The following is a 23,395-nucleotide window of genomic DNA, read 5'->3' as shown; positions in this document are numbered from 1 at the left end:
CGCGCCCTCGCCGTGCGTACGGGCGGTCAGGTCGCGTCGAGCGCCGACGTGATCGTCCGCGGATCGACCTCGGCCCGGTTGGTCAGCAGCACGAGCCGCTGGTCGGAGCCGGGCAGCCAGGCGGCGAACGCCTTGTAGCCGCCGTTGTCGCCGGAGTGGTGCAGCGCCCGCCGGCCGGCCAGCGGGCCGACGAAGAAGCCGTAGCCGTACGCCTCGCCGGTCCGCCCGGTGGGCGCGTGCGACGCGGTCATCGCCGCCACCGAGGCCGCGCCGAGCAGCCGGCCCCGGCGCGGTACGTCGAGCCAGGTGAGCAGGTCCGCCCCGGTGCACCAGACGTCACCCGCGCCCAGGCTGACCGTCGTCAGATCCCAGGACGGCACCGGACGGCCGCCCTCGTGCCCGATCGCCACGTCCGCCCGCCCGTCGCCGGAACCGGCGAAGCTACCGGTCATGCCCAGCGGCGCGAAGACCTCCTCGGCGAGGAACTCGGCGTACGGCCGGTCGGCCACCCGCTCGACGGTCCGGGCCAGCAGCACGTAGCCGGGGCTGCTGTAGTGCCATCCCGCGCCGGGCCGGAACAGCGGCGGCAGCGCCGCGAACCGGTCGAGCAGCTCGGCCGGCTCGGCCGGCCCGTGCAGGTCGATCGCCGGGTAGTCCTCCCAGTGGCCCAGGCCGGAGGTGTGGGTGAGCAGGTGGTGCAGCGTGATGCCGGACCACTGCGGCGGGGGCGTGCCGGGCAGCCGGCGTACCACCGGATCGGACAGGCCCAGCGCTCCCCGCTCGGCGAGCAGCAGCACCGCCACGGCGGCCATCTGCTTGCTGATCGAGGCGATCTGGAACCGCGTCGCCGCGGTGCACCGCCGGCCGGACGCCTCATCGGCGACTCCGGCCACCCGGTCCACCACGAGTTCGTCGCCCCGGGTCAGCAGCAGCACGCCGTGTTCGAGTGATGGTGTCGACATCTGCGCGAGCCTAGGCACGCGACGCCCGCGCCGCAGTCCCGCGAAGCCGCACCGGGGCGCCGGCCGGGCCCGCCGTCAGCCCTTCTCCAGGTATTCGGCGCGCTCCTCGTCGACGAGCGCGGCGACCGACGCCGCCAGCGCCGGATGCCGGGAGAGGTCCGGGTCGTCCTCGACCAGTTCGGTCGCCTCGGCCCGCGCGTCGCGGATCAGCTCGGCGTCGCGCAGCAACGACAGCAGCCGCAGGTGCGAGCGCCGGCCGGACTGGGTCGCGCCCAGCACGTCGCCCTCCCGGCGCTGCTCCAGGTCGAGCTCGGCGAGCTTGAACCCGTCGGTGGTGGAGGCGACCGCGTCCAGCCGCTCCCGCGCCGACGAACCCTCGGCCGCCTCGGTGACCAGCAGGCAGAGACCGGCGGCCGAGCCCCGGCCGACCCGGCCGCGCAACTGGTGCAGCTGGGAGACGCCGAACCGGTCGGCGTCCAGCACGATCATCACCGTCGCGTTCGGCACGTTCACGCCGACCTCGACCACAGTGGTCGCGACGAGCACGTCCAGCTCGCCGTCGGCGTACGCGCGCATCACCGCGTCCTTCTCGTGGGCCGGCAGCCGGCCGTGCAGCACCCCGATCCGCAGCCCGTGCAGCGGCCCCTCGGCCAGCAGCGGGGCCACCTCGGTCACGGCCAGCGGCGGGCGGCGGCCGTTGTCGTCCTCCCGCGGCGGCTCCTCGTCCGACACCGGGCCCTCGCCGATCCGCGGGCACACCACGTACGCCTGGTGGCCCTTCGTGACCTCCTCGCGCAACCGGCGCCAGGCCCGGTCGAGGAAGGCCGGCTTCTCGGCGGCCGGGACCACGTGCGACGCGATCGGTGAACGGCCCTGCGGGAGCTGGGACAGCGTGGAGGTCTCCAGGTCTCCGTAGACGGTCATGGCCACGGTGCGCGGAATCGGTGTCGCGGTCATCACCAGCACGTGCGGCGGCTGCTCGGCCTTGGCGCGCAGCGCGTCGCGCTGCTCCACGCCGAAGCGGTGCTGCTCGTCCACCACCACCAGGCCGAGGTCGTGGAAGTCGACGCCCTCGTAGAGCAGGGCGTGCGTGCCGAGCACGATGCCGGCGCGCCCCTCGGCCACCTCGGTCAGCGCCCGCCGCCGGGCCGCCGCGCCGAGCGAGCCGGTGACCAGCTCCACCCGCGTGGCGTCGTCGGCGGCGCCCAGCTCACCGGCCCGGCCGAGCGGCCCGAGCAGGTCGAGGATGCCCCGGTGGTGCTGGGCGGCGAGCACCTCGGTCGGGGCCAGCAGCGCGGCCTGCCCACCGGCGTCGACCACCTGGAGCATGGCGCGAAGCGCCACCACCGTCTTGCCGGAGCCCACCTCGCCCTGGAGCAGCCGGTGCATCGGGTGCGGCCGGGCCAGGTCGGCGGCGATCTCCCGCCCGACGACCTGCTGGCCGGAGGTCAGCTCGTACGGCAGCCGCGCGTCGAACGCGTCGAGCAGGCCGCCCGCCTTCGCCGGCCGGGCCCGCCCCGGCGACGCCGCCGCCCGCTGCTTGCGCTGCACCAGCGTGAGCTGCACGGCGAACGCCTCGTCCCACTTCAGCCGGCGGCGGGCCCGGTAGAGCGCCTCCTTGCTGGTCGGACGGTGGATCTCGCGCAGCGCGGTGCCGATGTCGGCCAGGTTGCGGGTGGCCCGGACGGTGGCCGGCAGCGGATCCTCCGGCGGGGTGAACGTGTCGAGCACGACGCGGACGCAACGGGCGATCACCCAGGTCGGCACCGCCGCCGCGGCCGGGTAGACCGGGATCAGCGCCCCGGCGAACTCCTCGACCTCCTCGTTCGCCGCTGCCTCGCCCTCGCCGCCCTCGCCGAGCAGGACGTACTCCGGGCCGTTGAGCTGCCGCTTACCCCGGAACTCGGTCACCTTCCCGGCGAACAGCCCCCACCGGCCGGGCCGCAGCTCCCGCTCGCGCCACGCCTGATTGCCGAAGAACGTGCAGGTGAGCACGCCGCCGGAGCCGTCGCCGACGGTGACCTCCAGCAGGTTGCCGCGCCGCTGGCGCATCGGGCGCACGGCGGTGCGCTGCACCTGGGCCAGCACCGTGACCTGCTCCCCCACGTCGAGCGAGCGGATGTCGGTGTGCTCGCCGCGCTCGTCGTACCGGCGTGGGAAGTGGTAGATCAGGTCGCCCGCGGTGTGCAGGTCGAGATGCCCGGCCAGCGCCTTCGCGGTGCGCTCGCCGACCAGCTTCTTCAGCGGCGTGTCCACAGTGGCCGCTTCACCAGTCATTCGACCCCCACCAGGAGCGGATAGTGCGGCTGCCCGCCCTCGTACGCCTGCACCTCGACGAACGGCCAAGCCCCCTCGACGTGCGCGCGGACCCGGTCGGCCAGCCCGGCCGGCGCGTCAGCGCCGCAGAGCAGCGTGACCAGTTCGCCGCCACCGCCGAGCATCCGGTCCACCACGGCGGTGCAGGTGTCGACCAGATCCTGCCCGATCAGGTGCACCTCGCCCTCGACCAGGGCCAGCACGTCACCCGGGCGGGCCGGACCGGCGACGGTGAGCGCCTCCCGGGCGGCGTGGCAGACCTCCGCGTACCGGCAGGCGCCGGCCGCCTCGGCCATCGCGATCACGTCGTCCTCGAACCGCCGCTTCGGATCGCGGACGGCGAGCGCCGCGAGCGCCTGCACCGGCGAGCGGGTCGGCACCACGCTCACCTTCACGCCGAGGCCGTGCGCCTCCCTGGCCGCCGCGCTCGCCACCGACTGGGTGTTCGGGTCGTTCGGCAGCACCACCACCCGGGCGGCGCCGGTGGCCCGGATCGCGTCGAGCAGCTCACCGGTGGACGGGTTGGCGGGCACCACCACCGCGCCCTCGGCGGCGAACAGCTCCGCGATGCCCGCGCCGGTGGCGACCACCACGGCGGCCCGCCCCTCCGGCGGCGGCACCTGCGGCCCGGGCGCCGGGGCGGTCTGGTCGGCGAAGCGGGTCACGCTGATCCGGTGGGGGCGGCCGGCGACCACGCCCGCCTCGACCGCCGCCCCGATGTCGTTGACGTGCACGTGCACGTTCCAGGTGCCGGCGCCGTCGCCGACGATCGCCAGGGAGTCGCCGAGCGCGTCCAGCTCGGCGCGCAGCCGGTTCACCGCCTCGTCGGTGGCGTCGAGCAGGTACTGCACCTCGTAGGCGTACGCGTCGGAGCCGCTCTCCCGCACGGCGGTGACCGGCGCGCGGCGGGCGGGTGGTGCGGGCGCCGGCTGGCCCGGGCTCTCCCCCGTGATCACCTCGACCAGCGCGTCCAGCAGCAGGCACAGGCCGCGCCCGCCGGCGTCGACGACGCCCGCGCGGGCCAACTCCGGCAACTGCTCGGGGGTACGCGCCAGCGCGTGCGCCGCCGCCTCGCTCGCGGCCCGGGCCACGGCGCGCAGGTCGTCGCTGTCCGCCCGGCGGGCCGCGTGCGCCGCGGCGGCGACCACGCTCAGCAGCGTGCCCTCGACCGGCCGGGCGACAGCGGCGTAGGCGGCGGTGGTGGCGTCGGCCAGCGCGTCGGCGAGCTGCCGCCCGCGCACCGCGGGCACGGCGGCGAGCGTGTCGGCGAGACCGCGCAGGATCTGCGAGAGGATCACCCCGGAGTTGCCGCGCGCCCCGAGCAGCGCGCCCCGGGCCATCAGCCGCAGCGCGTGCCCGTGCGGGGTGTGCCCGTCGTCGGGGAGGGTGCCGAGGTCCATCGCCAGGGCCTGCTGGGCGGAGGTGAACGTGAGCACCAGGTTGGTGCCGGTGTCGCCGTCGGGCACCGGGTAGACGTTCAGGTCGTCGATCTCGCCCTGGTGGGCCCGGAGGGCGGTCAGCCCGCTCGCGCACCAGCGGCGTACCGCTGCGGCGTCGAGGGTCTCCAGCACGTCGGGAAGCCTACTGGCGCACACCGACACGCGCCGGGGTCGTCCGCCGCGTGTCCGCCCCGGCCGACGGCCCGGCCGGGACGCCGGTACGCTGGGTGGGCTCGCGAAAGGGCCGGTTGGGCGTACCGACTGTCATCGGGTAACCTGACCAGGTTGCCCGGGCAGCGCCTGGCGGCGACCTCATGAACGTTTCAATCCCAGGAGTATCCCGTGGCTAGCGTGTGCGACGTCTGTGGCAAGGGGCCGGGCTTCGGCCACAACGTGTCCCACTCGCACCGGCGGACCAACCGCCGCTGGAACCCGAACATCCAGTCGGTGCGTACCCCGGCCGGTGGCGGCACCACCAAGAAGTTGCAGGTCTGCACCTCGTGCATCAAGGCCGGCAAGGTCACCCGCGCCTGACGCGGTAGCGCCACCGGAACATCGTCGGTCGCCGGCGGATCCCTTCGGGGTCCGCCGGCTTCTGTCGTGTCCGGCGGCCCCGCGCGGTTGTATCCACCGACCCGCCCCCGCACCCCTGACCGACCGTACGGCGACCGCCGCGATCCGGCCGGTTAGGGTGCTGCTGCGCCGGCCGTCCGGTTCCGGCGCGAGCCGTGGGGAGGGTGACCGGTGGACCTCGATCTGGGTCGCGAGCAACTGGTGGTGGTGGGCGCGTCGTTCGGCTCGCTGAGCTGGTTCGACCAGGAGCTGCCGCCGGGCAGCGTGGTGCTGGTCGAGGAGCCGGACGTGATCGCCCGCCGCGACCTGGCCCGGTTCGCCGAGCGGCTGCCGATGATCGGGCGCCTCGTCGCGGCCGAGTACCAGACCGGTTTCGACCCGGACGCCCTGCTCGCCCGCGAGCCCGGCCTCGCCGACGCCCGGCTGGTCCTGCCCGGCCTGGAGTACGCGGTCGGCGCCACCGCCCGGCTCGCCGAGCGGCTCGGCCTCCCCGGCGCCGGCGTCGAGGCCGCCGACGTCTTCTCCGACAAGCACCGGATGCGGCTGCTCGCCGACCGGATCGGGCTCGCCAACCCGGCGTACGAGCTGGTCGACGACCCGGCGCGGGCGGTGGAGTTCGCGCAGGCGCACGGCGGGCGGTGCGTGCTCAAGCCCACCCGCCGCTCGGGCAGCCTGGGCGTGCAGCTGATCACCGACGCGGCCGAGGTGCCGGCCCGCTGGGCGGCCAGCGCCACCCCGCCCGACCCGGCCGAGGCCACCGAGCGCGGCCTGCCCACCGGTGTGCTGGTCGAGGAACTGCTTGTCGGTTCCGAGCACAGTGTGGAGTTGCTCGTGGCCGAGGGCGAGGTGGTCTTCGCCAACGTCACCGACAAGCGGATCGCCGGTGGCCGCTACCCGGTCGAGACCGGCCACACCGTGCCGTCCGCGCTGCCCGCCGACGCGCACGACGCGCTGCGCGCCGCCGCGGTACGCCTCGCCGAGGCGGCCGGCTTCCGCAGCGGCATGCTGCACAGCGAGTGGATCCTCGCCGACGGCGTGCCGACGCTCGTGGAGTGCGCGGCCCGGATGCCCGGCGACATGATCACCGCACTCATCTCGATCGCCTACGAGCGGGACGTCATCGAGGCGTACCTGCGGATCCTGCGCGGCGAACGGCCGGAGCTGCCGGCGCGGGCGACCGGCGCGGCGGCGATCGAGTTCCTGATCGCGCCGCCCGGCCGCGTCACCGCCGTGGACGGCAGGCGCGACGCGCTGCGCGTGCCGGGCGTGCTCGACGTGCAGGTGGAGACGAAGGTCGGTCAGACAGTGCCGGAGCTGCTCTCCTCGGCGCACCGCAGCGGGCACCTGATGACCTGGGGCGCCACCCCGGACGAGGCGGCGGACGCCGCCCGCCGCGCCGCGAGCCAGATCCGCATCACCGTCGGCTAGAGGGTACGGCCGTACGACAGGCAGCCCGGGGCGTCCTTGTAGAAGCCGAAGTTCGGGATCCGCTCGTAGCCGGCCGAGGTGTACATGGCGATCGCCTCGGGCTGCTTGTCGCCGCACTCCAGCACGATCCGCTTGCGGCCGTGGTCGCGGGCGGACCGCTCGACCGCGCCGAGCACCGCGCGGGCCACGCCCCGGCCCCGGGCCGCCGGGTCGGTGTACATCCGCTTCAGCTCGGCCGTGTCGCCGTCCTCGCCGTGGCTGCGCCAGCCGCCGCAGCCCACCGGCCGCCCGTCCAGGTAGGCGATGAGGAACGTGCCGTCCGGCGGGGTGAACTCGGCCGCGTCGACGGGGGTCTCGTCGCCGCTGCCGCCGTACCGGGCGCCGAGGTCGGCCAGCGCCGCCCGGATCAGCGCCTGCGACTCGGGCGCGTCGAAGCGCCGCTCCCGGATCTCGATCTCGCTCACCGTGCCAGGTTACGACCGTCGCCGGCTCCGGCCCGGTCCGGCGGCCCGGGGTCGGACGCAGATCACTCCCGCCCGGTCACTCCGCCCTGCGGCTGCGCCGGTTAGTCCGCCGTCCGGCGGCTGCGCCGGTTACTCCGCCGTCCGGCGGCTGCGCTGGTTACTCCGCCGTCCGGCGGAAGTGGTCCCAGCCGCGCGGGCCGCTGTAGGCGGCGCCGTCGACGGTGACCCCCGCGCCGGCCGCCACCCGCCCGACCGGCCGCCAGCCGTCCGGGAGCGCGGCGTCCGCCGGGAACGTCGCCGCCAGCGCGTGGTCCTCGCCGCCGGCCAGGATCCAGGTGTACGGGTCGACGCCGAGCGCCTGCGCCGCGTCCCGCATCTGCCGGGGCACCTCGAACGCGTCGCGGCTCACGTCGATCGCGACGCCGCTGGCGGTCGCCACGTGCCCGAGGTCGGCCAGCAGCCCGTCCGACACGTCGATCATGGCGGTGGCCCCTGCCGCGGCGGCAGCGGGTCCGGCGGCGTACGGCACCTCGGGGCGGCGGAACGCCTCGACCAGCAGCCGGGGCGTGCGGAAACCCCGGGACAGCACGGTGTAGCCGGCCGCCGACCAGCCGGTGCGCCCGGCCAGCGCCACCACGTCACCGGGGCGGGCGCCCGAGCGCACCACCGGCTCGCGGCCGGCCAGGTCGCCGAGCGCCGTCACGGCGACGGTGAGCGTCGGGCTGCCGGACATGTCCCCGCCGACCACGCTCGCGCCGACCAGCGCCGCCTCCGCGCCCAGCCCGTCGGCCAGTTCCTCGGCCCAGGCCGGGTCCATCTCGGCCGGCATGCAGAGCGCGACGAGCAGCGCCGTCGGGGTGGCGCCCATGGCGGCGATGTCGGCGAGGTTGGCCGCCGCCGCCCGGTGTCCCACGTCGCGCGCCGAGGACCAGTCGCGGCGGAAGTGCCGCCCCTCCACCAGCACGTCGGTCGAGGCGACCACCCGCCGGTCCGGCGCGGCCACCACCGCGCCGTCGTCGCCGGGGCCGAGCAGGCAGTTCCGTCCCTGCGCCAGCCGGGCGGTCACCCGGTCGATCAGGCCGAACTCGCCGACATCAGTGACAGTCATTCCGTCCCCTCGCTCCGCTGCGTCGTTCCGCACGTCCCACCCCTGTCCGCACCGGCGTGTGCTCGCTCACCGCGTCCGACCGGCAACCGATAGGGATCACGGCCGCTCAGTACGGTAGTTTCACCCTTCGGGTCGCCCGGAGGCGACGGACGGAGGTCGAGTCGTGGTACAGGCGTACATCCTCATCCAGACCGAGGTCGGCCGGGCGCGTGACGTGGCCGGTCTGATCGCGGACCTGGCCGGCGTGGTACGGGTCGACGCCGTCACCGGGCCGTACGACGTGGTGGTGCTCACCGAGGCGAACACCGTCGACGAGCTCGGCAAACTCATCGTCAGCAAGGTGCAGATGGTGCCCGGCATCACCCGCACCCTCACGTGTTCGGTGGTGCGGCTGTAAGTGGACGAGAAGAACACCTCCCCCCGCCGGGACGGCGCCACCCGCCGTGCCGCGCTCTGGGCGACGCTCGTCGCGGTGCCGGTGACCCTGGCGGTGGCCGGGTTCACGTTCGCCAAGCTGGCCCCGGAGTCGCCGGACGCCGAGCCGAGCGCGTCGGCGAGCCCTCGGGCGCAGTCGAGCGCGCCGGTCGAGATGCCCGCCCCGGCGCTGGCCGAGCGCCCGACCATCCTCTGCCGCGCCCTGATGTCGCAGCTCCCGGACAGCGTGCGTGACCTGCCGCAGCGTCCGGTCACCGCGGGCCCGGAGCAGAACGCCGCGTACGGCGACCCGGCGCTGACTGTTGCCTGCGGCGGCAGCCCGGCGCAGTTCCCGCCCACCGACGAGGTGTGGAAGGTCAACCAGGTCTGCTGGCACGCGGCGAAGGAGGCCGACGCCACGGTGCTGACCACCGTCGACCGGGAGACCCCGATCCGGGTGCGGGTGCCGACGTCGTACGAGCCGCCGCTGCAGTGGGTGACCTCGATCTCCGACACGATCGTCAGCTCGGTCCCCTCGGCGAAGCAGATCCCCTCGGGCTGCTCCGCCTGACGCCTGACGCCCGACGTCCGCCGTCCGCCGGCGTCAGGCGACGGCGCCTGCGGTCAGCGGCCGGCGCGGCGGTGCAGGGCGGTACGGATCAGCCGGTTGACCAGCTTCGGGTACTCCAGCCCGCTGGCCGACCACATCCGCGGGAACATCGACGTCGGGGTGAAGCCCGGCATCGTGTTGATCTCGTTGAGGTAGACGTCCATCTGCGGGGTCACGAAGAAGTCGACCCGGGCCAGGCCCGAGCAGTCGAGCGCGGTGAAGGCCCGGGTGGCGTACTCGCGCACCTGCCGGGCGACCGGCTCGGGCAGGTCGGCCGGTACGTCGTACTCGCAGACCTCGTCGGCGAAGATGTACTTGGCCTCGAAGTCGTACCAGTCCTGGTCGCCGATCATCCGCACCTCGGCGAGCACGGAGGCCTCCGGCGCGCCACCGGCCTCGCCCTCCAGCACGCCGCACTCGATCTCGCGGCCGACCACGGCACCCTCGACGAGCACCTTGCTGTCGATCTCCCGCGCGGTGACGAGCGCGGCGTCCAGGTCCGCCCAGTCGTCGACCTTGGTGATGCCGAACGAGGAACCGGCCCGGGACGGCTTGACGAAGACGGGCAGCCCGAGGCGCTCCTTGTCCTCGTCGCTGAGCGACATCCCGGCGCGCAGCACCGCGTACGGGCCGACCGGGATGCCCTCGGCGGCGCAGAGCTTCTTGGTGAACTCCTTGTCCATGGCCGCGGCGGAGGCGAAGACGTTCGCGCCGACGTAGGGGATGTCGGCCATCTCCAGCATGCCCTGGATGGTGCCGTCCTCCCCGTACGCGCCGTGCAGCACCGGGAAGACCACGTCCACGTCGGCCAGCGCGACCGGCCCCTGGGCGGGGTCGAGCACCATCAGGCCGCCGACGGCGGGGTCGGCGCGCAGCACCAGTTCGGCGCCGGAGCCGGCGGTGATCTCGGGCAGCTTGCGGTCGGCGATGGCGAGCCCGCTCGGGTCGCCGCTGGCGAGCACCCACTGGCCCTGCCGGGTGATGCCGACCGGCACCACCTCGAACTCGTCCGGGTCGAGCGCGGCCAGCACGCTGCCGGCGCTGACGCAGGAGATGCCGTGCTCGGGGCTGCGGCCGCCGAAGACGATCGCCACACGGGTCTTGCCTGGGGTGGTCATGGTCACCTCATCGTTCGCGACTGCGGCTGGCCGTGCTCGCCGGTGGCGCTCACCCGACTGACCTTACTGTGCGTTGCCGCAAGCGGTGGTCGTTACCCGGGGAGACGCGGAGTCGCGTGGCAAACGGTCAAGGTGACATATACGGGGAGTAACGGAGCGGCGTGCCTCAGAAGGCCGGATGCCGGGGCCGGCGGCCGACCGCGATGACCTTCACGCGCTGCCGGCCGGCCCGCACCATGCCCAGCGCCATGAACGCGCCGGCGATCCGGTCGGCCGCCTCCCGGCTGCTCGCGCCGACGACCTGACGGCGGCGTTCCGGACTGGTCCGTTCGTCGCGCCGGCTGCCGTCCGGCGGACGTACGTCGGTGAGGACGACGAGGAACCTGGTCACCGCGGCAATCCCTCCCGTCTCGTGGACCGGCAGGGGCACGCGGCGGTCGGATCGTGGGGGAGTGAAAAATCCGACCACCGCGCGCCCCATCCCCTCCGGTCGCTCACCACCACCGTCGCCACGACAACCGGTGGTGAGGACGCCGTCACACATTGACAGGTTCACCGGCGTGAATGCAACTCTCATCGACTTTCTCTCATGCCCACTTTCCCGCGAGATGTGCGACCATCGATGCATGGCGCCGAAGACCGCCCGGGCCCGACGGCTCGGCATCGCCCTGCGGACCCACCGGGAGGCCGTCGGCCTCACCCTGGAGGCCGCGGCCGACGAGATCAACAGCACCCGGAGCACGTTGTCCCGCTACGAGAACGCGCAGACGCTCGTCAGCCCCGCCACCGTGCGCGCGCTGCTGACCAGCTACGGCGTGGACCCGGCCGACATCGCGGCGGCGGTGCAACTCGCGAAGGACGCCCGCAAGCCGGGCTGGTGGGTGTCCTATTCGTACCTGCTGGACCAGCGCACCATCGACTTCATCGCGCTGGAGGCCGAGGCCACCGGCATCGCGAACTTCGAACCTTCTGTGGTGCCCGGTCTGCTCCAGACCGCCGACTACATCCGCGGGGTGATGCGCGGCGGGCCGCACACGCTCACCGACGAGCAGGTGGAGCAACGGGTCCAGCTACGACTGGACCGCCAGCAGCGGCTCTCCGGGTCCGAGCCGCCGATCCTCGACGCCATCATCGACGAGGGCGCGCTGCTGCGCCCGGTCGGTGACCGCTCGGTGATGTCCGGCCAGCTCCAGCACCTGCTGAAGATGGCCGAGCTGCCGAACGTCACGGTGCAGGTGATCCCGCTCGCCGCCGGATACCACCGGGGCACCCGGGGATCGCTGCACATCCTGGAGTTCGCCGACCCGGAGGACCCGATCATCGCCTCGGTGGAGACAGTCGCCGGGCAGATGGTCCTCGACCGGCCGGGTGACCTGCGAACCTGCGCCAAGATCATGGAGCACCTGCGGACCGTGGCGCTGAGCCCTGCGGCCAGCCGGGACCAGCTCCTCCGCCTGCTGAACGAGAGGTGACCAGATGAACGGCACGAATCCCACACCGGCCCGCTGGCGCAAGAGCAGCCACAGCGGCGACGAGGGCGCGTGCGTGGAGATGGCGCCGCTGCCCGGCGCGGTGGCGGTCCGCGACTCCAAGGATCCGGCCGGCCCGGTGCTGGTGTTCCCGCCGCACGCCTGGGCCGCGTTCACCGCCGCGCCGCCGAGCGCCTGACCGGCCCGCCGCCCGCCTGGGTGGCCCGTCGGGCGGGCCGGCGTCAGCCGAGTGGGGCGGCGGCGGTGGCGGCACCGCGTACCGCCTCCAGCGCCGCGATGGCCACCCCCCGCGCGCCGGCCATGTCCCGGTCCGGCACCAGCGCGAAGGTGGCCACCGCCCGCTGCTCCTCCCGGAGCACCGTGTGCTCGGCGACCGCGGCGAGGAACCAGTCCCGGAACTCCGGCGCCGCCTCCACCACGCCCCCGCCGACGAAGTACGCGTGCGGGTCGGTGAAGTTGGCCGCGATGGTGAACAGCCGGCCCAGCGCCTTGGCCTGCTGGGTGAAGACGAGGCGGGCCAGCGGGTCGCCGCGTTCGCCGTAGCCGCGCAGCAGCTTCGCCGCCCGGTCCGGCTCCTCCGCCGCGAGCGGGTGCTCCGGATGCCGGGCCAGCCAGTACGGCAGCAGGTTGCGCCGGATCGCGGTGAGCGAGGCGACGCTCTCCGCGTCCCCGGTGAAACCGCAGGCGCAGACCGGCGCCGCCTGGTCCGGCTCGATCAGGCCGTCCAGCGGGATGTGCACGTGCCCGAACTCGCCGGCCATGCCGGCCGCGCCGCCGACCACCCGGCCGGACTCCACCACGCCCCCGCCGAGCCCGGTGCCGACGATCGCGGACACCGACGACCGGGCCATCGCGTCGGCGCCGAAGTAGACGTGGTGGGCGTAGAGCGCGGCGGCGTTGCCGTCGTTGGCGTACACCACGGGCAGGCCCAGCCGCCGTTCCAGCGCGGTGCGCACGTCGAAGCCCCGCCAGGCGGGCTGGGAGAAGTTCGTCGAGCCGCGGGACGAGATCACACCGGTGGCGCTGGCCGGGCCGGGCGTGTCCAGCCCGACCGCGCGGACCAGGTCACGCGGCACACCGGTGTGGGCCAGGACGCCGTCGAACGCCCGCACCAGCGCCTCCACCGCCGTCTCCGGGCCGGCGCCGACGTCGCTCGGGATCTCCAGCAACCCGTCCACCAGGAACCGGCCGTCGACGGTCAGCACAGTGGCGTTGTCACTCGTGCCCCCGTTGTCGAGTCCCACCACCACCGGCACACCTGCGCTGCCCACCGCCACCGCCTCCCGCCGCGCCTGACCCGAGGCTAGTTCCCGTCCGGGCCACCCGCCACGCCCCCGCCGGGACTCCCCCACCGCGATCAGCGGGACTCCCCCGCCACGGTCAGCCGGGACGGCGGGCGGTCACCGCTGTCGCCTCGCGTTCCTCGTCGCGGACCACCGCCGGCTCCAGCCGGGCGGCGGTGAACACAGCGCACAACTCCGGGGCCTGCGCGACGCTCACCTCGACCACGACATGCCCGCCCGGGGCGAGCCACTCGGCCGCGCCGGAGGCGACCCGGCGCAGCACGGCCAGGCCGTCCGTGCCGCCGTCGAGCGCCACCGGCGCCTCGTACAGGCGCGCCTCGGCCGGCAGCGAGGCCACCGCGGCGGTCGGCACGTACGGCGCGTTCGCCACCACCAGGTCCAGCGTCCCGCGCCGGCCGGCCGGCAGCGCGTCGAACAGGTCGCCCTGGTAGACCGGGACGCCTAGTGGTTCGAGGTTGCGCCGGGCGCAGGCCACCGCCACCGGGTCGATGTCGGCGGCGGCCAGCCAGCGCGGCGCCAGCCGCTCGTGCAGCACCACGGCGGCGGCGCCGGAGCCGCAGCACAGGTCGAGCACCGCGGGTGCCGGCCCGGCCAGCGCCGTCGCGGCGTCGACGAGCAGCGCGGTCCGGCCGCGCGGCACGAAGACCCCCGGGTGGACGGCGATGCGCCGGCCGCAGAACTCGGCCCAGCCGAGCAGGTGCTCCAGCGGCAGGCCGGCGACGCGACGGTCGGCCAGCCGGGTCAGTGACTGCGCCGAGTCGGCGGCGGCGATCAGCAGGTCCGCCTCGTCCTCGGCGAAGACGCAGCCGGCGGCGCGCAGCCGCCGGACGAGGGCCTGACGATCGGGGGTGAACACGGTGGATGCCATGGCAAGCCTTTCGGGAAGCGCTCGTCGGCGCCCCCGGCGTCGCCTCAGCCCCGAAGCGACGCGGACTCGGAGGGAGCGCCGGTCCTCTGCTCGTGGATCGGACTCACCTCCTCGGGTCGGGGCCGCACGGGCCGTGGCTGCCCGTCACCTTAGCCCAGCGGCCGATACGCCGTCAGCCCGCCGCGTCCAGCGCCGCCGTCACGTCGGCGAGCAGGTCGGCGGTGTCCTCGACGCCGCAGGAGAACCGCACGAAGCCCGGCGTCGTGTCGTCGCCCCACTGGGCCCGCCGGTCGGCGGTGCTGTGCAGGCCACCGAACGAGGTGGCGGCGGCCACCAGGCGGGAGGCGGCGAGGAACCGGGCCACCCGGCGCTCGTCACCCAGGTCGAACGAGAGCACGCCCGGTACGCGCCGCATCTGGGCCGACGCGACCGGGTACGCCGGATCGTCCGGCCGTCCGGGCCAGCGCAGGCCGGTGACGTCCGGGCGGTCCGCGAGCAGGTCGGCCAGCGCCCGCGCGTTCGCGGTCTGCCGGGCCAGCCGCAGGTCGAGCGTGGCCAGCGACCGATGGGCCAGCCAGCAGTCGAACGCGCCGGGCACGCCGCCGGTGGCGTTGCGCCAGGTGGTGGCCGCGTCCCGCAGCCCGGCGTCCCGGGTCGCCAGGTAGCCGAGCAGCAGGTCCGAGTGGCCGGTCAGCGCCTTCGTGCCGGAGGCGACCACCACGTCCGCGCCGAGGTCCAGCGGGTGCTGCCCGAGCGGCGTGGCGGTGGTGTTGTCCACCGCCACCAGCGCGCCGGCGGCATGCGCGGCGGTGGCCACCGCCCGCACGTCGGCCACGTCCAGGCCGGGGTTCGCCGGGGTCTCCAGCAGCACCAGCCGTACGCCGTCGAACGACGGGTACGGCCCGGCCGTCGGCGCGAGCACCACGCGTACGCCGAGCTGTTCCAGCGTGTCCGAGGCGAACGCGCGCACCGAGAAGTAGCCGTCGGCGGGCAGCAGCACCGTGTCGCCGGGGCGCAGCAGTGTCAGCAGGAGCCCGGTGATGGCGGCCTGGCCGCTGGCGAAGACCCGGCAGTCGCCGCCCTCCAGCTCGCCGATCGCCGTCTCCAGCAGCCGCCGGGTGGGGTTGTCGGGCCGTCCGTACCCGTTCGTCGCCGCGGACGGGCCGCGCTCCGGGTCCAGGTGGTACGGCGCCGCGAAGACCGGGCCGGGCAGGAACGGCTGCCCGGGTACCGCTTCCGGCAGGCCGGCGTGCACGCTGCGCGTGCCGTCACCCCAGTGCTCGCTGCTCATCCCCGCTCCGCTCACTCGTACGACTCGGGCTTGGCGGTACGGCTCATCAGCGCGTCCACCGCCAGGCGCGGATCCATCCCCTCGTGGCAGATCCGCTCGATCTGCTCGGTGATCGGCATCTCGACGCCGTGCGCCCGGGCCAGGTCGCGGATGGCCAGGCAGCTCTTGACGCCCTCGGCGGTCTGCCGGGTGGCCGCCTGGGCCTGCTCCAGCGTCTCGCCCCGGCCCAGGTGCTCGCCGAACGTGCGGTTGCGGGCCATCGGCGACGAGCAGGAGGCGACCAGGTCACCCATGCCTGCCAGCCCGGCGAACGTGATCGGGTCGGCGCCGAGGGCCACGCCCAGCCGGGCGGTCTCGGCCAGGCCGCGCGTCATCAGCATGGCCCGGGTGTTGTCGCCGAAGCCCATCGCGGTGGCGATGCCGTACGCCAGCGCGATCACGTTCTTCACCGCGCCGCCCAGCTCGCAGCCGATCACGTCGTCGTTCGTGTACGGGCGGAAGTACGGCGTGCGGATGGACGCCTGCACCAGCGCGGTGCGGCGGCTGTCGGTGCCCGCTACCACAGTGGCGGCCGGCTGCTCGGCGGCGATCTCCGGGGCCAGGTTGGGCCCGGAGACGACCACCACCCGATCGGCGGGCACCCCGGCGGTCTCGGTGATCACCTGGCTCATCCGCTTGGTGGTGCCCAGCTCGATGCCCTTCATCAGCGACACGAGCGTGGCGTCCGGCGCCAGGTACGGCGTCCAGTCGGCGAGGTTGCCGCGCAGCGTCTGGGAGGGCACCGAGAGCACCACCACCTCGGCCCCCTCGATCGCCTCGGCGGCGTCGCCGGTGGCTGTCACCCGCTCGGGCAGGCGGATCCCCGGCAGGTACTCCGGGTTGTGCCGCCCGGTCCGGATCGCCTCGGCCACGGCGGCCCGGCGGGCCAGCACCGTCACGTCCCGCCCGGCGTCGGCGAGGATCTTGGCGAACGCGGTCCCCCAGGAACCGGCGCCCAGCACGGCGACGTGCCCGCTCATTCGGTGACCTCCCGGGTGCCGGTGCGGGCGGGCCGCTGCCAGAGCGGCGGTGGTGTGCCGCCGCGGATCTCCGCGACCAGATCCCGGATGCGCAGCATGATGGTGTCCGTCATCTCGTCCAGGATCGGCCGGGTCGGCGTGGCGCCGGCCCAGCGGCTCAGGTCCACCGGCGGCCCGGCGATCACCGTCACCGGGGTGCGCGGGCGCAGCCCGAACCGGGCCGTCCGCGGGTCGAACATCCGTTCCGGGCCGACCATCGCGATCGGGACCACCGGGGCGCCGGTGGCCAGCGCCAGCCGGGCCGCGCCGGTCTTGCCCTTCATCGGCCACAGGTCCGGCTCCCGGGTGGTGGTGCCCTCCGGGTAGATCACCACGGCGCCCCCCTCGGCCAGCGCGGCGACCAGCTTGTCCAGCGACTTGACCGCCTCGACGGTGCCCCGCTCGACCGGGATCTGCTGGCAGCGGTGCAGGATCCAGCCGACCACCGGCACCCGGAACACGCTGGCCTTGCCGAGGAAGCGCGGCCAGCGCCCGGCGTCGTAGACGTAGTGCGCGACCACGAGCGGGTCGGCGTGCGAGATGTGGTTCGGCACGAGGATCACGCCGCCGTCGCGGCGCAGGTGCTCCATGCCCCGCCAGGTGCGCCGGGTCCAGACCGTCATCAGCGGCTTCACCAGCACCACGGCGAGTCGTCGCCAGAACCCCAGCCTCCGCCGTGCCACAGTGCCTCCTCGATCCGCCCACGCGCCCCGGCACAGAATCATGCCTGTTCGCCCCCGCTGCGGCCAGTGCGGGTACCGGCGGCCTCGCTGGCAGGATGGTCGGCGTGTCTGAGGCCCGCTGGACCGTGGTGATGCCGGTGAAGCGCCTTCCGGCGGCGAAGAGCCGTCTGCGGGGCGCGCTGCCCGGCGTACCCCATGAGGAGCTGGCACTGGCCCTGGCGGCCGACACGCTGCGCGCGGCGCGGGCGTGCCCGGCGGTCGCCCTGGTGCTCGTGGTCACCGACGACCCGGTGGTGGCCGCGGCGGCCGGCGCGGTGGGCGCCCGCGTCGCCGCCGACCCCGGCGGCGGCCTCAACGCGGCGTTCCGGCACGGCGCGGCGGTCGCCGGGCCGCGCGCCGCGGTGGCCGGCCTGACCGCCGACCTGCCCGCGCTGCGACCGGCCGATCTGGCCGCCGCGCTGCGGGCCACCCAGGGGGTACGCGGGTTCGTGGCTGATGCCCCGGGCGGAGGCACGGTGCTGCTCGCCGCGCCGGCCGGCGCGGCACTGTCGCCGCGGTTCGGGCCCGGCTCGGCCGCGGCGCACGCGGCGAGCGGGGCGCTGCCGCTCGCCGGGGAGTGGCCCAGCCTGCGCCGGGACGTGGACACCCCGGCGGACCTGGCCGACGCCGCCGGGCTGGGCGTGGGGCCGCGCACCGCCGCGCTGCTGGCCCGGGTCGCCGGGGTGGTCCGGTACGGTGCTGGCATGCAGGGGACGGTGGCCACCTACGACGCGTCGACCCGCAGCGGCGTGCTGCTGCTCGACGACGGCACCGAGCTGGCGTTCCCGGCCCGCGCGTTCGACGCCTCCGGGCTGCGGCTGCTCCGATTGGGGCAGCGTGTCCGGATCGAGCGGGACGCCGACGGCGAGGTGGTCCGGGTGACCTTGCCGACGATGGCGTGAACAACCTGGCCCGAGTTCATTTTCCGTTCACCCTTATCGGGGAATCATGAGGTGGTGAGCACCCCTCGCGAGCACCCCGACGGTCCGCCGCCGATCCTCGACCCCGGCACGCCCCGTAACGGCCGCCCCACCCGCGGCCCGGACGGGCGGTTCCGCCAGACCCGGCCCCCGGAGGAGCGCCTCGGCGCCGACCCGGACGCGGCCGGCGCGACCGGCCTGGACGAGCCGCTCGACCCGGTGGAGGGTCCCGGCCCGGCCGGCGAGACCGCTGCGGACGCCGCCCCGCCGGCCTCGCCGCCGCTGCCGGAGGACCGTTTCCTCAACCGGGAGCTGTCCTGGCTCGACTTCAACGCCCGGGTGCTGGCGCTCGCCGAGGATCCGCGCACCCCGCTGCTGGAACGGGCGAAGTTCCTGGCCATCTTCGCCAGCAACCTGGACGAGTTCTACATGGTCCGGGTGGCCGGGCTGAAGCGGCGGCTCTCCGCCGGCCTGCCGGTACGCGGCGGCGACCGGCTGCCGCTGCGCACCCAGCTCGACCTGATCACCGAGAAGGCCGCGGGCCTGGTCGCCCGGCACGCCGCCTGCCTGGTCGACGACGTGCTGCCGAAGCTCGCCGCCGAGGACATCCGCATACTGCGCTGGAGCGACCTGGACGACGCGGAGCGGGAGCGGCTGCGCACCTGGTTCCGGGAGCACATCTTCCCGGTGCTCACCCCGCTGGCGGTCGACCCGGCGCACCCGTTCCCGTACATCTCCGGCCGTTCGCTGAACCTGGCCGTGTCGGTGCGCGACCCGGACGGCGGCTCGGAGCTGTTCGCCCGGGTCAAGGTGCCGAACAACGTGCCCCGGTTCGTCCGGGTGCACCGCGACCAGCCGGGCGTGCGGTTCCTGCCGGTCGAGGACCTCATCTCGGTGCACCTCGGCCAGCTGTTCTCCGGCATGCAGGTGGTCGAGTGCCACCTGTTCCGGGTGACCCGCAACGCCGAGGTGGAGGTGGACGAGGACCGCGACGAGGACCTGCTCCAGGCGCTGGAACGGGAGCTGGCCCGGCGCCGGTTCGGCCCGCCGGTACGCCTGGAGGTCGCCGCGTCCATCTCCGACCACATGCTGGAGCTGCTGGTCCGTGAGCTGGACATGGACGGCCACGACGTGCTGCGGGTCCGTGGCCTGCTCGACCTGTCCGCGCTGTGGCAGGTGTACGGCGAGGCGGACCGGCCCGACCTGAAGGATCCGTCGTTCGTGCCGGCCACCCATCCACGCCTGGCCGAGGGTGAGGTGCCGCGCAGCGTCTTCGCCACGCTGCGGGACGGTGACGTGCTGGTGCACCACCCGTACCACTCGTTCGCGACGAGCGTGCAGCGCTTCGTGGAGCAGGCGGCGGCCGACCCGAACGTGCTCGCCATCAAGCAGACGCTCTACCGCACCAGCGGCGACTCCCCGATCGTGGACGCGCTCGTCGACGCCGCAGCCGCCGGCAAGCAGGTGGTGGTGCTGGTGGAGCTGAAGGCGCGCTTCGACGAGGTGGCGAACATCGGCTGGGCCCGCACACTGGAACGGGCCGGCTGCCACGTGGTGTACGGCCTGGTCGGGCTCAAGACGCACTGCAAGACCGCGCTGGTGGTACGCCAGGAGGGCAACCAGATCCGCCGCTACTGCCACATCGGCACCGGCAACTACCACCCGAAGACGGCCCGGCTCTACGAGGACTTCGGCATGCTCACCGCCGACCCGGAGATCGGCGCCGACCTGACCGACCTGTTCAACGTGCTCACCGGCTACAGCCGGCAGACCGCGTTCCGGCGGCTGCTGGTGGCGCCGCAGGGCATCCGCAGCGGCCTGATCGAACGCATCGACAGGGAGATCGAACACGTCCGGCTGGGCATGCCGGGGCTCGTGCAGTTCAAGGTGAACTCCCTGGTGGACGAGGAGATCACCGACGCGCTCTACCGGGCGTCGCGGGCCGGCGTGCACGTGGACCTGCTGATCCGCGGCATGTGCACGCTGCGGCCGGGTGTGCCGGGGCTGTCGGAGAACATCCGGGTCCGCTCGATCCTCGGCCGGTTCCTGGAACACTCCCGGATCTTCCGGTTCGGCAACAACGGCGACGCCGAGTTCTGGATGGGCTCGGCCGACCTGATGCACCGCAACCTGGACCGCCGGGTGGAGGCGCTGGTGCAGGTGAGCGATCCGGTGGCCCGGGCCGAGCTGGACCACGTCCTCACCGCCGCGTTCGATCCCGACGTGGACGCGTTCGAGCTGGCCGCCGACGGCACCTGGCACCGGCGTACCGGCGACGGCGAGGTGCGGCTGACCCATCTCCAGGATCTGTTGCTGCGCCGGGTCGGCGGCCGGGCGGACTGACCGGGCCGTGGCGCGTGCCGGGCGGGCATACGGTGAGCGGGTGAGCGACGACGAACCGGTACGGATCCGGGCCGCCGGCGGTGTGGTGTGGCGCCCGGGTCCGGCCGGCGTCGAGGTCTGCCTCGTGCACCGCCCCCGGTACGGCGACTGGTCGCTGCCGAAGGGCAAGCTGGACCGCGGCGAGCATCCCCTCGTGGCAGCCGTCCGCGAGGTGGCCGAGGAATCAGACGTCCGTGCCGTGCCGCAGGTCCGCCTGCCCACCGTCCGCTACCGCAGCGAGGGTCTCGCCAAGGCGGTCGACTACTGGTCGATGCGGGCGGCCGGCACCGGCGGTTTCCAGCCCGGCACCGAGGTCGACGACGTGGCCTGGTTCCCGGTCGACGACGCGGTACGCCGGGTCAGCTATCCGCACGACGCCGAGGTGATCGCCGCGTTCGCGGCGCTGCCGCCGGTCACCGCGACGGTGCTGCTGGTCCGGCACGCGCACGCCGGCAAGCGCGGCACCTGGACCGGCCCGGACCACGGCCGCCCGCTCGACGACAAGGGATGGACGCAGGCGCGGGCACTGGTCCCGCTCGTCGCGCTGGTCCGCCCGGCCCGCCTGTACTCCGCCTCGGCCCGGCGCTGCGTGCAGACGCTCGACCCGGCGGCGGCCCGGCTGGACCTGCCGATCGAGGTCTGCGGCGACTTCGACGAGCCGGCGCCGGGCCAGCAGGTCGAGGAGTGCGCGCTCGCCGCCGCGGCCCGGCTCGTCGCGCTGGCGCAGGCCGCCGGGACGGTGGCGGTGTGCAGCCAGGGCAAGGTGATCCCGGGTGCGCTGGAACGGCTCACCGGCCGGGTGGACGAGGACTTCACCACCGACAAGGGCGGCGGCTGGCTGCTGCCGTTCGCCGGTGACCGGCTGGTCCTCCCCGACCGGTTGTGAGACCGCCGCGGCCGGTGCCCGTCGTCGCGGCGGGCTCCGGTTGTGGCGGCGCGGTCAGGGCAGCGTGACGGTGAGCGTCACCGGCAGGTGGTCGCTGGCCTCGGTGCGCGGCGCGCGTACCTCGGTGGCGGTCAGGCCCGGCGAGGTGAAGACGTGGTCGATCTGGGTGCGCGGATCGTCGGCCGGGCTGGTCCGCAGCGGCCGGTCCGCGGCCAGCGCGTCCACCAGCCCCGCGCGGGTGAACGCGGCGAACGCCGGGTCGTCCGGCTCGGTGTTCAGGTCACCGCCGAGCACCAGTGGGCGGCCGTTCGCGTACCGGCCGGCGAATTCGGCCACCTCGCCCGCCTGCTCGACCGGATCCCGCCCGGGCGGCGGTTGCAGGTGCGTGGCGACCACTGCCAGTTCCCGCCCGCCGAGGTCGAGCGTGACACCGAGGGCCTGCGCCCCGGTCGGCGCGCCGTGCGCGGTCAGCCGCCGCGTCTGCCCGGACCGCATCCGGAAACGGCTGAGCACCGCGTCGCCCCAGACCGGGTCGGCGGCGGGCCCGAAGACGTACGGCATCCCCAGCCGCCCGGCCAGCAACGCCAGCGTGTCGTGGCCGCCGTTGAGCCACCAGCCCCGGTCGACCTCGCTGAGCAGCACCACGTCCGCGCCGCGCAACTCCCGCGCCACCGCGTCCAGGTCCAGCCGCCCGTCCAGGCCGAACCCCATCCGGATGTTGCACGCGGCCACCCGTACCGCCGCCGGCGCGGCCGTGGCCCGGGCCGGCGCGGGCGGTACGTGCAGCACGGCGGCGAGCCCGGCCAGCGCGGTGAGCCCGGCCAGGGCCGCGACCCGGACCGTGGTGGGCAGCATCGGGCCGGGTGTGGCCGCGCCGGGCTGGATGGGCGCGGTAGCCGCCACCAGAGCCACCAGGACGGCCGTGGCGACCGGCGCCCAGCCGTTGGGGTACCCCAGGTCGTAGGCGGCGTAATAGGCCACCGTGGCCACCGCGAACACCAGCATCCCGAGCGCCGCCGCCCGCCCGCGCCGCGCCCCCGCCCGCCCGTCGTCCGCGCCTCGTTCGTCCGTGGCGGCGGCCCGGCCGTCGTCGTCTGCCGTGTCGGTGCGGGCCAGGCAGCCGCCGAGACCGGCGGCGGTGAGCAGGTACGCCGGGACGAGCAGCCCGGTCACGAACAGCACCGACCCGGCGAGCAGCGCCAGCGGCCACAGCACCCGCGCCACGCGCACCGGTGCCCGGAACAACGCCGCCGCGAGGAACAGCAGCACCGCGAGCGCACCCGGCAGGGCACCGTTTCCGGGGCGGACGAGACCGGGGAAATCAGGCGATCCGGTGCCGGCGGCGGCGCTCCAGAGCGCCGGAGCGAGCGCCACCTGACCGGCCAGCAGCAGCGCCGGCCCGCACAGCGACCAGGCTCTACGGCCCGGGGTCGGCACACGCCGACCGGCGTCGCCGTCCGCCACATCCGTCGCCGGGGCGGCCGTCCGCGCCGCGTCGCCGGGTACCGGAACGGCGGCCCGCTCCCGCCGTACCGCCACCGAGGCGGCCAGGAACGCCAGCACCAGCAGAGCGCTCAGGCTCCAGGCGAGCACACCGCCGCGCCACACCAGGTCCTCGGTGCCGAGCAGGGCGTGCCCGACCGCGTTCCCGGCCAGCCCGAGCGTCAGCCCGGCGACCGGCCTCGGCACCGACGCGGCGATCGCGGCGAGCCAGACCAGGCCGGCGAGCAGTCCGGCGCAGGCCGACCAGAGCTGGGCCGGGCCGCCGGGTTGCGCGGTCAGCGCCAGCCGGGCCACCGCCAGCACGCCCGCCGCGGCGAGTCCGACCGGGCCGGGACCGACGCGGCGTACGAGTGTGGGCGCGGCGAGCGCGAGCAGGAACCAGCCGAGCGCGAACGCGCCGAGCAGCTCGGCGGGCGTCTCGGCGGCCCGGCCGAACAGGGTGATGACCGACGGGAGCCAGACCCGGAGCACGTCCAGCAGGACCGCGATTCCGAGCGCGAGCGTGAGGGTGGAGAGGTGACGGTGCCGCACGGGGCGCC

22 protein-coding genes and 1 pseudogene are annotated in these 23,395 nt (G+C 75.0%); 10 read left to right on the top strand and 13 right to left on the bottom strand.

Features of this window, described 5'->3' with window-relative positions; translation table 11 throughout:
- Positions 1 to 26 precede the first annotated feature (26 nt).
- The 3 genes from NMK34_RS08000 to NMK34_RS07990 all read right to left on the bottom strand — a co-directional run bounded on the left by NMK34_RS08000 (position 27) and on the right by NMK34_RS07990 (position 4,849).
- On the bottom strand, positions 27 to 962 hold the full coding sequence (locus NMK34_RS08000) for a serine hydrolase domain-containing protein (protein WP_318332872.1): 936 nt from the start codon (positions 960 to 962) through the stop codon (positions 27 to 29).
- A 75-nt stretch (positions 963 to 1,037) separates the two neighbouring features.
- Positions 1,038 to 3,239, bottom strand: a complete 2,202-nt coding sequence (recG, locus tag NMK34_RS07995; protein ID WP_318332871.1) for an ATP-dependent DNA helicase RecG — start codon at positions 3,237 to 3,239, stop codon at positions 1,038 to 1,040.
- Positions 3,236 to 4,849: a DAK2 domain-containing protein gene (locus NMK34_RS07990; RefSeq protein ID WP_318332870.1), complete on the bottom strand. Its 1,614-nt coding sequence runs from the start codon at positions 4,847 to 4,849 to the stop codon at positions 3,236 to 3,238. Before NMK34_RS07990 ends, recG begins: the two co-directional genes overlap by 4 nt.
- Before the next feature lie 210 nt (positions 4,850 to 5,059).
- On the opposite strand from NMK34_RS07990, the gene rpmB reads away from it, so the two are divergent.
- Complete coding sequence (rpmB, locus tag NMK34_RS07985; RefSeq protein WP_013284551.1) at positions 5,060 to 5,251, top strand: 50S ribosomal protein L28; 192 nt, start codon at positions 5,060 to 5,062, stop codon at positions 5,249 to 5,251.
- Between the two features lie 210 nt (positions 5,252 to 5,461).
- A complete protein-coding gene (locus NMK34_RS07980) occupies positions 5,462 to 6,718 on the top strand; it encodes an ATP-grasp domain-containing protein (RefSeq protein ID WP_318332869.1) in 1,257 nt (418 codons plus the stop codon).
- Here NMK34_RS07980 and NMK34_RS07975 read toward each other — a convergent pair.
- Both NMK34_RS07975 and NMK34_RS07970 read right to left on the bottom strand, forming a co-directional pair.
- Positions 6,715 to 7,182: a GNAT family N-acetyltransferase gene (locus tag NMK34_RS07975; RefSeq protein WP_318332868.1), complete on the bottom strand. Its 468-nt coding sequence runs from the start codon at positions 7,180 to 7,182 to the stop codon at positions 6,715 to 6,717. The genes NMK34_RS07980 and NMK34_RS07975 overlap by 4 nt on opposite strands.
- A 157-nt stretch (positions 7,183 to 7,339) precedes the next feature.
- Positions 7,340 to 8,290, bottom strand: coding sequence for a thiamine-phosphate kinase (locus tag NMK34_RS07970; protein WP_318332867.1), 951 nt, complete (start codon positions 8,288 to 8,290; stop codon positions 7,340 to 7,342).
- A 163-nt stretch (positions 8,291 to 8,453) separates the two neighbouring features.
- Here NMK34_RS07970 and NMK34_RS07965 point away from each other — a divergent pair, with 163 nt between their 5' ends.
- Both NMK34_RS07965 and NMK34_RS07960 read left to right on the top strand, forming a co-directional pair.
- Positions 8,454 to 8,687 (top strand): Lrp/AsnC ligand binding domain-containing protein, encoded by a 234-nt coding sequence (locus NMK34_RS07965; RefSeq protein WP_013284547.1) that lies wholly within the window; start codon positions 8,454 to 8,456, stop codon positions 8,685 to 8,687.
- The gene (locus NMK34_RS07960; protein WP_318332866.1) at positions 8,688 to 9,275 is read left to right on the top strand and encodes a DUF3515 domain-containing protein; all 588 of its coding nucleotides are present in this window, start codon (positions 8,688 to 8,690) and stop codon (positions 9,273 to 9,275) included. It abuts the gene before it with no gap.
- Between the two features lie 53 nt (positions 9,276 to 9,328).
- Here NMK34_RS07960 and NMK34_RS07955 read toward each other — a convergent pair whose 3' ends face one another.
- Complete coding sequence (locus tag NMK34_RS07955) at positions 9,329 to 10,432, bottom strand: D-alanine--D-alanine ligase family protein (RefSeq protein ID WP_318332865.1); 1,104 nt, start codon at positions 10,430 to 10,432, stop codon at positions 9,329 to 9,331.
- Positions 10,433 to 10,598: 166 nt separating this feature from the next.
- Positions 10,599 to 10,823 (bottom strand): hypothetical protein, encoded by a 225-nt coding sequence (locus tag NMK34_RS07950; protein ID WP_194799685.1) that lies wholly within the window; start codon positions 10,821 to 10,823, stop codon positions 10,599 to 10,601.
- A gap of 235 nt (positions 10,824 to 11,058) precedes the next feature.
- On the opposite strand from NMK34_RS07950, the gene NMK34_RS07945 reads away from it, so the two are divergent.
- Both NMK34_RS07945 and NMK34_RS07940 read left to right on the top strand, forming a co-directional pair.
- Entirely contained in the window at positions 11,059 to 11,904 is an 846-nt protein-coding gene (locus NMK34_RS07945) for a helix-turn-helix domain-containing protein (RefSeq protein WP_262014757.1), read from the top strand.
- A gap of 4 nt (positions 11,905 to 11,908) precedes the next feature.
- Positions 11,909 to 12,100, top strand: coding sequence for a DUF397 domain-containing protein (locus tag NMK34_RS07940; protein WP_262014756.1), 192 nt, complete (start codon positions 11,909 to 11,911; stop codon positions 12,098 to 12,100).
- 43 nt (positions 12,101 to 12,143) lie between these two features.
- On the opposite strand, the gene NMK34_RS07935 is transcribed toward NMK34_RS07940, so the two are convergent.
- The 5 genes from NMK34_RS07935 to NMK34_RS07915 form a co-directional block, all read right to left on the bottom strand.
- The gene (locus NMK34_RS07935) at positions 12,144 to 13,193 is read right to left on the bottom strand and encodes an ROK family protein (protein ID WP_318332864.1); all 1,050 of its coding nucleotides are present in this window, start codon (positions 13,191 to 13,193) and stop codon (positions 12,144 to 12,146) included.
- A 109-nt stretch (positions 13,194 to 13,302) separates the two neighbouring features.
- Positions 13,303 to 14,094, bottom strand: coding sequence for a putative protein N(5)-glutamine methyltransferase (locus tag NMK34_RS07930; protein WP_318332863.1), 792 nt, complete (start codon positions 14,092 to 14,094; stop codon positions 13,303 to 13,305).
- A gap of 172 nt (positions 14,095 to 14,266) precedes the next feature.
- The gene (locus NMK34_RS07925; RefSeq protein WP_318332862.1) at positions 14,267 to 15,385 is read right to left on the bottom strand and encodes a cystathionine gamma-lyase; all 1,119 of its coding nucleotides are present in this window, start codon (positions 15,383 to 15,385) and stop codon (positions 14,267 to 14,269) included.
- An 11-nt stretch (positions 15,386 to 15,396) separates the two neighbouring features.
- Positions 15,397 to 16,404: an NAD(P)H-dependent glycerol-3-phosphate dehydrogenase gene (locus tag NMK34_RS07920; RefSeq protein ID WP_013284538.1), complete on the bottom strand. Its 1,008-nt coding sequence runs from the start codon at positions 16,402 to 16,404 to the stop codon at positions 15,397 to 15,399.
- Entirely contained in the window at positions 16,401 to 17,126 is a 726-nt protein-coding gene (locus tag NMK34_RS07915; RefSeq protein ID WP_318332861.1) for a lysophospholipid acyltransferase family protein, read from the bottom strand. The genes NMK34_RS07920 and NMK34_RS07915 overlap by 4 nt, the downstream gene beginning before the upstream one ends.
- 95 nt (positions 17,127 to 17,221) lie before the next feature.
- On the opposite strand from NMK34_RS07915, the pseudogene cofC reads away from it, so the two are divergent.
- The 4 genes and pseudogenes from cofC to NMK34_RS07895 all read left to right on the top strand — a co-directional run.
- Positions 17,222 to 17,845, top strand: a pseudogene (cofC, locus tag NMK34_RS07910) (2-phospho-L-lactate guanylyltransferase); the annotation flags it as partial.
- A 24-nt stretch (positions 17,846 to 17,869) separates the two neighbouring features.
- Positions 17,870 to 18,067 carry a cold-shock protein gene (locus tag NMK34_RS07905; protein ID WP_043330566.1) on the top strand — a complete coding sequence of 66 codons (198 nt, stop codon included), beginning with the start codon at positions 17,870 to 17,872 and terminating at the stop codon, positions 18,065 to 18,067.
- Between the two features lie 54 nt (positions 18,068 to 18,121).
- Positions 18,122 to 20,428 (top strand): RNA degradosome polyphosphate kinase, encoded by a 2,307-nt coding sequence (locus tag NMK34_RS07900; RefSeq protein WP_412098858.1) that lies wholly within the window; start codon positions 18,122 to 18,124, stop codon positions 20,426 to 20,428.
- Between the two features lie 7 nt (positions 20,429 to 20,435).
- On the top strand, positions 20,436 to 21,353 hold the full coding sequence (locus NMK34_RS07895; RefSeq protein ID WP_318332860.1) for an NUDIX hydrolase: 918 nt from the start codon (positions 20,436 to 20,438) through the stop codon (positions 21,351 to 21,353).
- Between the two features lie 54 nt (positions 21,354 to 21,407).
- On the opposite strand, the gene NMK34_RS07890 is transcribed toward NMK34_RS07895, so the two are convergent.
- Positions 21,408 to 23,387, bottom strand: coding sequence for an endonuclease/exonuclease/phosphatase family protein (locus NMK34_RS07890; protein ID WP_318332859.1), 1,980 nt, complete (start codon positions 23,385 to 23,387; stop codon positions 21,408 to 21,410).
- Positions 23,388 to 23,395: the final 8 nt, after the last annotated feature.

This window comes from Micromonospora sp. BRA006-A (assembly GCF_033433935.1).
In the GTDB taxonomy this organism is placed as follows: Bacteria; Actinomycetota; Actinomycetes; order Mycobacteriales; family Micromonosporaceae; genus Micromonospora; species Micromonospora aurantiaca.
This window is presented reverse-complemented; position numbering and strand designations above follow the sequence as displayed.